An 8,871-nucleotide genomic window follows, 5' to 3' on the forward strand; every position below is an offset into this window, starting at 1 on the left:
AGAAACAACTAACAAAAGTTATGAATGACGTATCCAATTGTTCTGGAACGGTTCAAAACAGATTGTGTGCAAAGAATGCGCAGGAAATGGAGGTTCTGATGGGAAGATATTATCATTTGTCAAAGAAGCTGACAAAAGCACAGGTGGCAGAAGTAGAACGTGAGATGAGAGAGATCGAGGATGTGGAGAGCGTGGAAGTAAACGGTGATCATATGTACATGAAAGTGATCACAAAAGATGACGAGTTTTCCGGTGTGATGGGCAGGGCAGTCAATATCTGCAGCAGGGTTGCAGATGGGGCAGAATTGTCGTTTTCCGGATTTGCAGTGTGAAGCAGGGTGTGTGAAATAAGATCAGAAAGATATAGCCGACAGAAGGCGCGGTAAAATACTAATGTAAGTGCAGCAGATTTATGCGGAAATATATCAAAATCATTTGATATATTTCCGCATTTATATTTCCGCGTATTAACGTGAACCGAAATGATTTTTGTGACAATATATCAGTGTAAGGACATAGTTCCTAATCTTAATCGCGACTAAGAGGAAAACACAATGACGATTCAGGAATTAGAGATATTTATAGAGAAGTATGGAAAAATCATAAGAAAAAATATGCCGTCAGGGACAGAAGCAGTATGCCAGAGCGGAACTGCGATAACCTTGAAATGTTTGCAGACAGGGAAACAGCCGATAAATACCTGAAAAATATTCTGGAAAAACAGAAGCAGATGAAAATGGTGTCAGCGGATTTTTTAGAAACATTTTATTTGCAAAATAAGTCCTGACGGTTTACACTTTTTATAGTTTATAGAAGTAATTCATACACAACAAGAGAGGACTTATCACATGCCATCATTTGTAACCTTTTCGAACGTGGGCAAAATCTACCATACCGGTGAACTTGATATCACTGCTCTCCACGACGTTAACTTTGAGATCGAAAAAGGAGAATTCTGCGTCATCGTCGGTGCATCCGGCGCCGGAAAAACTACTATTTTAAATATTTTAGGAGGAATGGATACCTTAAGCAGTGGACAGGTATTTTTAGACGGACAGGAAATTTCAGGCTACGACAAAAAACAGCTTACTTCCTACCGGCGTTTTGACATTGGATTTGTGTTTCAGTTTTACAACCTCGTACAGAATCTGACAGCACTTGAAAACGTTGAATTAGCTGCACAGATCTGTAAAGATCCGCTTCCGGCAGCAAAAGTGCTTGAGGAAGTCGGATTAAAGGATCGTTTATCCAATTTCCCGGCACAGCTTTCCGGTGGAGAACAGCAGCGCGTGGCGATCGCACGTGCACTTGCCAAAAATCCAAAGCTCTTACTCTGTGATGAACCGACCGGGGCACTCGATTACAATACCGGAAAAGCAGTTTTAAAATTATTGCAGGATACCTGCCGCGAAAAAGGAAAGACGGTTGTTGTTATCACACATAATCAGGCACTGACAGCGATGGCAGACCGCATCATTACGGTAAAGAGCGGAACGGTCGTGTCCATGGGAAAAAATGAGCACATTGCAGATATTGCAGATATAGAGTGGTAGATGGTTATGAGATCAATGATATGGAAATCAACATTCAGGGAAATTAGAGAAAGCCTTGGCAGATTTTTAGCCATCCTTGCTATCGTTGCATTGGGAGTGGGATTTTTTGCGGGACTTAAGGTAACACAGCCTGCAATGTTAGAAACGGCACAGCGTTATTTTGATAAGACATCTCTTTATGATTACCGCCTGATCTCTACGGTCGGTTTTTCAGAGGACGAAGTGGAAACGATACAAAAGCAAAAAGATGTAAGGGCAGCAGAAGGAGCAGTCACGTTTGATATTATCTGTGAGAGCGGTGGGAAAGAGCGTGTCATAAAAATGCACAGCATCACGGAGAATGTCAACCGTCTGGTGCTCGTGGATGGAAAATTGCCGGAAAATGCATCGGAATGTGTGGTGGATTCCAATCTTTATGATGCATCCATGATCGGAAAAACGATCAAACTTTCCGGGAACAATGATACGGATGATCTGGAACATTTTTCGAGCAGGGAGTACAAGATTACCGGAATTGTGCAGTCACCATTGTATTCGCAGTTTGAGCGTGGAAGCACATCGCTTGGCAATGGCAGGGTAAGCGGATTTGCCTATCTTTTGCCAGAAGGATTTGCGGATGATTATTATACGGAAGTCTATGTGAAATTTGACAGCGATTTTCCACTGTACAGCGAAGAATATGATGCTTACATAAACCAGAAACAGGATGCGTGGGAAACACTGGCAGAGGATCTTGCAGCAGAACGCTATCAGACGGTACGTTCGGAAGCAGAGACGAAACTTTTGGATGGAAAAAAACAGCTTGCAGAGAAAAAAGAAGAGACGAAGAGTCAGCTTGACGATGCGAAAATACAATTAGACGATGCGAAAAGCCAGATCGAAGACGGCGAAAAGCAGCTTGCAAATGCAAAAAAACAGTTAGAAGAATCCAAAACACAGATCGCAGAAAAAGAAGCGGAATTATCCAATGCAAAGAAGCAGTATGAGGATGGGAAAAAGGAATATGAGGACGGGCTTTCGACTTACAATAAAGAGATAGAAAAAGCTGAAAAAAAGATCAGCGATGGGGAAAAGACGCTGCAGGAATTAAAAGAGCCGGATACCTATGTGCTTGGGCGTGATACGAATGTTGGTTATGTATGTTTTGAAAGTGATTCCGGTATCGTCGACGGAGTTGCGGATGTGTTTCCGATTTTCTTCTTCCTGGTAGCAGCGCTAGTCTGTGTGACAACGATGAACCGTATGGTGGAAGAACAGCGGACGCAGATCGGTGTTTTAAAGGCATTAGGTTACAGTGAGCATACGATCATGGCAAAATATATGTTTTATTCCGGATCGGCAGCACTGACCGGCTGCGTGGCTGGATTTGCGCTTGGAACTGTAATGTTTCCGAAAGTAATCTGGTATGCGTATGGCATGCTCTATAAGATGGAGTCGTTAGTGTATGTGTTTGACTGGAAATTAGCAGTCATTTCCGTGACCGTATCGCTTATTTGCTCTGTTGGCACAACATTTGTATCTGTCCGGCGGGAACTGACGGAGGTTGCGGCAGAACTGATGCGTCCGAAGACACCGAAAGCCGGAAAACGTGTATTTCTCGAATATCTGCCGTTTATCTGGAAGAGGCTTAAGTTTCTGCAGAAAGTGTCAATGCGGAACATTTTCCGGTATAAAAAAAGATTTTTTATGATGGTCGTGGGGATCAGCGGATGCAGTGCACTTTTAGTAACCGGATTCGGGGTACGTGATTCCGTGACGGGGATCATAACGCAGCAGTATACGCAGATACAGACTTATGATATCGGGATTACCTATTCATCGTCTGTTGCACAGAAACAGAAAGATGAACTGGAAAATAAAGAAAAAGACGGTGTAAAAAACTTTGTGTTTGTGGCAGAAAAGAGCATGGATTTAGTCGGTGAGGAAAAGACGAAATCTGTCAGCCTTATTATGGCAGATCCGGATTCGGATATAACGCCGTTTATCAACTTACATACGGAAAAAAAGGAGCCGATCGCATTTCCACAAAAGGGAGAGACGGTTATTTCAGCGAAAGTGGCAGATGAACTTGGAATAAAGACAGGGGATACCGTGACACTGCAGGATTCCGATATGAAAACGCTTAAGGTGACGGTAAGCGGTGTCTGTGAGAATTTTGTATATAATTATGTGTATCTGTCGGCAGATACTTACGCGGAACAGATGAAAGCAGAACCGGAATATAAGACGGCATTTGTGTCTGTTTCCGAGGGTACAGATGCGCATTTACTTGGAACAGCGTTAATGGCGATGGCGGATGTGGCAGCGGTAAATATTTCACAGGATGATATGGAACGTTTTTCAAGTATGATGAGCAGTATGGATCTGATCGTTGCTGTCATCATTCTGTGTGCAGCGGGACTTGCATTTATTGTTTTATATAACCTGACGAATATTAATATTACAGAGCGTGTGCGTGAGATCGCAACGATCGAGGTGCTTGGTTTTTATGAGAATGAGACAGCAGCATATGTTTTCCGGGAAAACACGATCCTTACATTTCTTGGCGCACTTGTAGGACTTGTGCTTGGCATATTTCTGCACCGGTTTGTCATGAGCCAGATCGTTGTGGATATGGTGTCTTTTGATGTGCATGTAAAACAGATCAGCTTTTTATACAGTCTGGTGCTGACCATGGTATTTACCTGGTTTGTGGACCGCCTGATGCGAAAGAAGATCGATGCGATCAGTATGACGGAATCTTTAAAGAGCGTTGATTAAAAATAGAGTTGGACGTTAATGTGGGAAAGTGTTATAGTCTATTTATAAAAAATGACGAATCAGGAGATGATACATATGGGAAAAATTATAACGATCGGGCGTGAATTTGGCAGTGGCGGACGTGAGGTTGGAAAGAGACTTTCGGATGAACTGGGAATCGCCTATTATGATAATGAGATCATTACAGAGATTGCGAAGCGGACAAAACTTGCAGAAGGTTATGTACAGCATGTAATGGAAAACAGTCCTTCCACGCTGATGCCGATCACGATCGGAAGAACTTTTTATATGGGCGTGGACCCGGTGATGGAGCAGAACAATGCGGTTTACAGGGAGCAGAGCCTTTTGGTGCAGGAACTTGCAGAAAAATCAGACTGCGTAATTGTCGGAAGAAGTGCAGACTATATCCTGCGTGATAAAGATCCGCTGCGTCTGTTTATTTATGCAGACATAGAATCGCGTATGGAACGCTGCAGAAAACGTGCACCGGAGCAGGAACATTTTACGGATAAAGAGTTAAGACGTCATATTCAGGATGTGGATAAAAAACGTTCGAAATATTATCAGTTTTTTACCGGACAGACCTGGGGGGACAAATTAAATTATGACCTGTGTATCAATACGTCCGGTGCTGATATTGAAGCGCTGGTGAAGGTGATCGCAAAACTGGTAAAATAAAACATGCAGGAATATCATTTAAACAGTGAAAAAAAAATCTGTCTGATGTCAACAGCAGAATTTAAGGAGCTAGAGGGGCAATATCCTCACAAGCGGAATCTTTACCGCAGTATGAATCCGGTGCAGTATTGTAAGGCGGAAAATTATGGAGACTGTCTGTTTGGGACAATGAAGATACCGCGCGTATTAAAAGGTGAAATAACTTATATTGTATTTGGATTTTATCTGAGGGGCGATGAACTGTTACTGATCGAGGATGGCAGTTTTTTAAAGACATGTCTGGGAAAACTGGAAAAAGTCATACCGGAAGAAATAAGTATGAATCAGCTTCTTGTCATGATCTTTGAAATGCTGATCGAGGATGATGTGATCTATCTGCAGCAGCAGGAAGAAAAATTAGCTTCGATCGAGGAAGAACTGTTAAAAAAGATTCCGGAACATTTTTATGAGATCATACTCCGGTACCGGAAACGCTTTTCGGCGTATCATGCTTATTACGAGCAGCTTGTAAATCTGGCAGATGCCATGCAGAGTGATTTTGGACAGATACTGACAGATAAGGAGCAGTCACTCTGGCAGCTCTATGCAAACCGTGTGGAACGTCTGCATGACCATGTAGAACTTTTGAGAGAGTATCTGGTACAGATCCGTGAGTTATACCAGTCATTGATCGATGTTCAGCAGAATAAAGTCATGAGTATCCTGACGGTTGTCACAACGATCTTTCTTCCTTTGACATTGATCGCAGGATGGTACGGAATGAATTTCCCCAATATGCCGGAGTTCCGATGGAAGTATGCATATCCGGTTGTGATCATTGCCAGTATATTTATCATTGCAGGTGAGATCGTATATTTTAAGAAAAAGAAAATGCTTTAAGAGAAAATATTTTAAGAGAATTTGTGTGTGATCCGGAAATGGGGGATGATCCTCTGTTTCCGGATTTTTATATGTCAAAGTGCCGGATATATGAATATATTACAATAAGAATGAGTTAGAGAAGCTGCTGTTATGGCTTATGAAGATATAAAAATTTCAGGCATTACAAAATGCTTTTATAATAATGGGGAAATGCGTCAGATATTACGACCGATAGACCTTTCCATACCACATGGGAAATTCGTTTCGATCATTGGGCCGAGCGGGTGTGGAAAGTCGACGCTGTTTAACATTGTGGCAGGACTTCTGCCACCGACATCGGGAGATATTACGATCGGCGGGAAAAGCATTTTAGGGGAAAAGGGCTATGTTGGTTATATGCTGCAAAAAGATATGCTTCTTCCGTGGCGTACGATCATCGACAATATTATTTTGGGACTTGAAATCAAGGGTGTGCCGAAGAGGGAAGCGAGAAAACAGGCACTGCCCCTGATGGAAAAGTATGGACTTTTGGGATTTGAAAAAAATTATCCGTGCGAACTGTCCGGTGGAATGAGGCAGAGAGCAGCACTTCTTCGCACGCTTTTGTATGACCGGGAGATCATTTTGTTAGATGAGCCGTTTGGCGCACTGGATGCGCAGACAAGACAGTCCATGCAAAACTGGCTGTTAGAGATCTGGGAAGATTTTCATAAAACAGTCTTATTTGTGACGCATGATATCGATGAGGCAATTTATCTGTCGGATATCATTTATGTTTTTTCGGAACGGCCTGGTTACGTAAAAGAAAAAATCAATGTTAACTTAAAACGTCCAAGAAAGCAGGAAGATATGCTGGAAGCTGATTTCTGGGATTTAAAACAGCATTTGACAGGAGGAATGTCTGATGGAAAAAAAGGCGTATGAAGCATATTATTATGAGCCGAAATCCGTTGGGGCAATGCAGTCAGACGGAAAGGAAAAATTAAGGCAGAAAAAACAGAAAAAAGGCATCCGGACAGGAAGGATTTTATTTGGAATTGCAATTTTAATCCTTTGGGAAGTGAGTGCTATGTGTGGATGGATCGATGATTATTACTGGAGTTCTCCTTCATTGATCGTACGGACAGCGATCGTTCAGTGGAAAGAAAAAAATCTTGCATATGACATCTATTTTACATCTATGTCTACGATCGGTGGTTTTCTGGCAGGAACGTTAGGCGGCGCAGTGTTAGGATTGTCATTCTGGTGGTCAAAGACATTTGCAAAAATTTTTGAACCGTATCTTGTGATGTTTAATGCAGTGCCAAAGCTGGCACTTGCACCAATTTTAATCGTGCTGTTTGGTATCGGTTTTTCATCCAAAGTAATCCTGGCATTTTTAATGACAGTAATATCATGTGCGCTTGCGACAGTCAGCGGCGTCGAAAATGTGGATGAGTCGATGGAAACTTTGCTTTATTCACTTGGTGCCACCAGGTGGCAGGTTTTTGGTAAAGTTGTGGTTCCGGCAGTGCTTCCCTGGATGCTTGGGAGCCTCCGGATCAATATTTCTTTGGCGCTCGCAGGTGCGATCGTCGGGGAATTTATCGCATCTGGGCATGGACTTGGAAGAATGGTCATCTATGCGGGCACTATTTTAGATACTACATTAGTGTGGGTTGGGGTGATCGTGCTGTCACTGCTTGCAATGGTAATGTACCTTGCGGTGGTGGAACTGGAAAAATGGATGACGGAACATCTTGCCATTTACCGTAAGGCGTAAAGACACCTTTTGGCACGTAAAGCCATATTATATGAAAAAGAGAAAACAGGCAGAGATGTTAACAAGAAAAATATTAAAAAGGAAATGGTTTAGTTGTTTTGGATGCGTTTTATTTGCTGCCGTGCTATTGGCGACAGCCTGCGGTGATGATAAGGCAGGGCAGGAGAGTGAGGCGCTAAAGAAGATTGTGATCGCAGAGCCGTTACATTCGATCGGGTATCTTCCACTTTATGTTGGGCAGCAGGAGGGATTTTTTGAGGAGGAAGGACTTGATGTGGAGGTGATACAGGCTACGGGCGGCTCGCATGTGACATCTGTGATGAGCGGGGATGCATGGGGCGTGATCGGTGGAGTGGATTCGAATGCGATCCCGAATGCATCCGGAAACTGCCCTGACCCGGTAATTGCCGTCTGCAACTGTGTAAACCGTGCAAATGTGTACCTGTGTGCAGCAGTCGGTGAAGAATATACTGGAAATACGGATGAAGAACTTGCACAATATTTCAAAGGCAAGAAGATCAATTCCGGCAGATTTGGCGGCAGCCCAAATTTATGCGTGCGCTATCTTTTGCTTTCACTCGGACTTGATCCGGATCGTGATGTTGTGATGGTAGAGCCGGCAGACATGTCAACTTCCGTTGCTGTGGTGCAGAGCGGTCAGGCAGATATTTCCTGGGCAGCAGAACCCCAGATTGTAGATGGGATGAAGCAGGGGGTATGGACAGATGCATTTTACCAGTTTACAGATTTAGGAGATTATGCTTACTCTGTTTTAAGTGTAGCGGAATCGACAATCAGCAATGATCCGGAAACAGTACAGCACTTTGTGAATGCGATGTTAAAATCTCTGACTGCGGCGCAGGATAAGGAGATCGCAGTCCGGGCTGCAGAAAAAGAATTTCCGACCACACCGCCAGAAGATATAGAAGCCGTGATCGACCGCGCCTATGCAGATGAACTTTGGAGCATGGATGGTGTGATCACGCAGGAAGCAGTAAAAAATGATATGGAAGTATCCATTGCATCGGATGTATATCAGGGGACTTACCAGTATGAAGAACTGGTGGATATGCAGTTCGTTTACAATGCACAGAACAATACGGATTGAAATTAGTTATCTGACAAATGCTGGTTTGTGAGTGACATGAGTTTCCCTGTGTAGGGTGGTTACGGGGGTTTACGATTGGCAAATTGCATTAAGCCGGGAGTGTTTTGTTCCGTTGTCCGAAAATAAGAAAGTCTAAGTATGCCTGATTT

General features: G+C 43.1%; 9 protein-coding genes. All 9 read left to right on the forward strand.

Annotated features, from left to right (window positions below; translation table 11 throughout):
- Positions 1 to 98 precede the first annotated feature (98 nt).
- The 9 genes from DW650_RS17660 (at position 99) to DW650_RS17695 (ending at position 8,722) form a co-directional block, all read left to right on the forward strand.
- Positions 99 to 332: a hypothetical protein gene (locus DW650_RS17660; RefSeq protein ID WP_117922392.1), complete on the forward strand. Its 234-nt coding sequence runs from the start codon at positions 99 to 101 to the stop codon at positions 330 to 332.
- A gap of 222 nt (positions 333 to 554) precedes the next feature.
- Positions 555 to 704 (forward strand): hypothetical protein, encoded by a 150-nt coding sequence (locus DW650_RS19595; protein ID WP_158576230.1) that lies wholly within the window; start codon positions 555 to 557, stop codon positions 702 to 704.
- A gap of 144 nt (positions 705 to 848) precedes the next feature.
- Positions 849 to 1,553 carry an ABC transporter ATP-binding protein gene (locus DW650_RS17665; protein ID WP_118210234.1) on the forward strand — a complete coding sequence of 235 codons (705 nt, stop codon included), beginning with the start codon at positions 849 to 851 and terminating at the stop codon, positions 1,551 to 1,553.
- A gap of 6 nt (positions 1,554 to 1,559) precedes the next feature.
- Positions 1,560 to 4,313 (forward strand): ABC transporter permease, encoded by a 2,754-nt coding sequence (locus DW650_RS17670; RefSeq protein ID WP_243102965.1) that lies wholly within the window; start codon positions 1,560 to 1,562, stop codon positions 4,311 to 4,313.
- 75 nt (positions 4,314 to 4,388) lie between these two features.
- Entirely contained in the window at positions 4,389 to 4,991 is a 603-nt protein-coding gene (locus DW650_RS17675; RefSeq protein ID WP_199654278.1) for a cytidylate kinase-like family protein, read from the forward strand.
- Between the two features lie 3 nt (positions 4,992 to 4,994).
- Positions 4,995 to 5,870 carry a magnesium transporter CorA family protein gene (locus DW650_RS17680; RefSeq protein WP_118210236.1) on the forward strand — a complete coding sequence of 292 codons (876 nt, stop codon included), beginning with the start codon at positions 4,995 to 4,997 and terminating at the stop codon, positions 5,868 to 5,870.
- Positions 5,871 to 6,002: 132 nt separating this feature from the next.
- Positions 6,003 to 6,776 carry an ABC transporter ATP-binding protein gene (locus DW650_RS17685; protein ID WP_118210237.1) on the forward strand — a complete coding sequence of 258 codons (774 nt, stop codon included), beginning with the start codon at positions 6,003 to 6,005 and terminating at the stop codon, positions 6,774 to 6,776.
- Positions 6,757 to 7,614: an ABC transporter permease gene (locus tag DW650_RS17690; protein ID WP_117922642.1), complete on the forward strand. Its 858-nt coding sequence runs from the start codon at positions 6,757 to 6,759 to the stop codon at positions 7,612 to 7,614. The genes DW650_RS17685 and DW650_RS17690 overlap by 20 nt, the downstream gene beginning before the upstream one ends.
- 55 nt (positions 7,615 to 7,669) lie before the next feature.
- Positions 7,670 to 8,722: an ABC transporter substrate-binding protein gene (locus DW650_RS17695; protein ID WP_118210240.1), complete on the forward strand. Its 1,053-nt coding sequence runs from the start codon at positions 7,670 to 7,672 to the stop codon at positions 8,720 to 8,722.
- Positions 8,723 to 8,871 lie beyond the last annotated feature (149 nt).

It is taken from the genome of Roseburia sp. AM23-20 (assembly GCF_003470905.1).
Taxonomy (GTDB): domain Bacteria; phylum Bacillota; class Clostridia; order Lachnospirales; family Lachnospiraceae; genus Roseburia; species Roseburia rectibacter.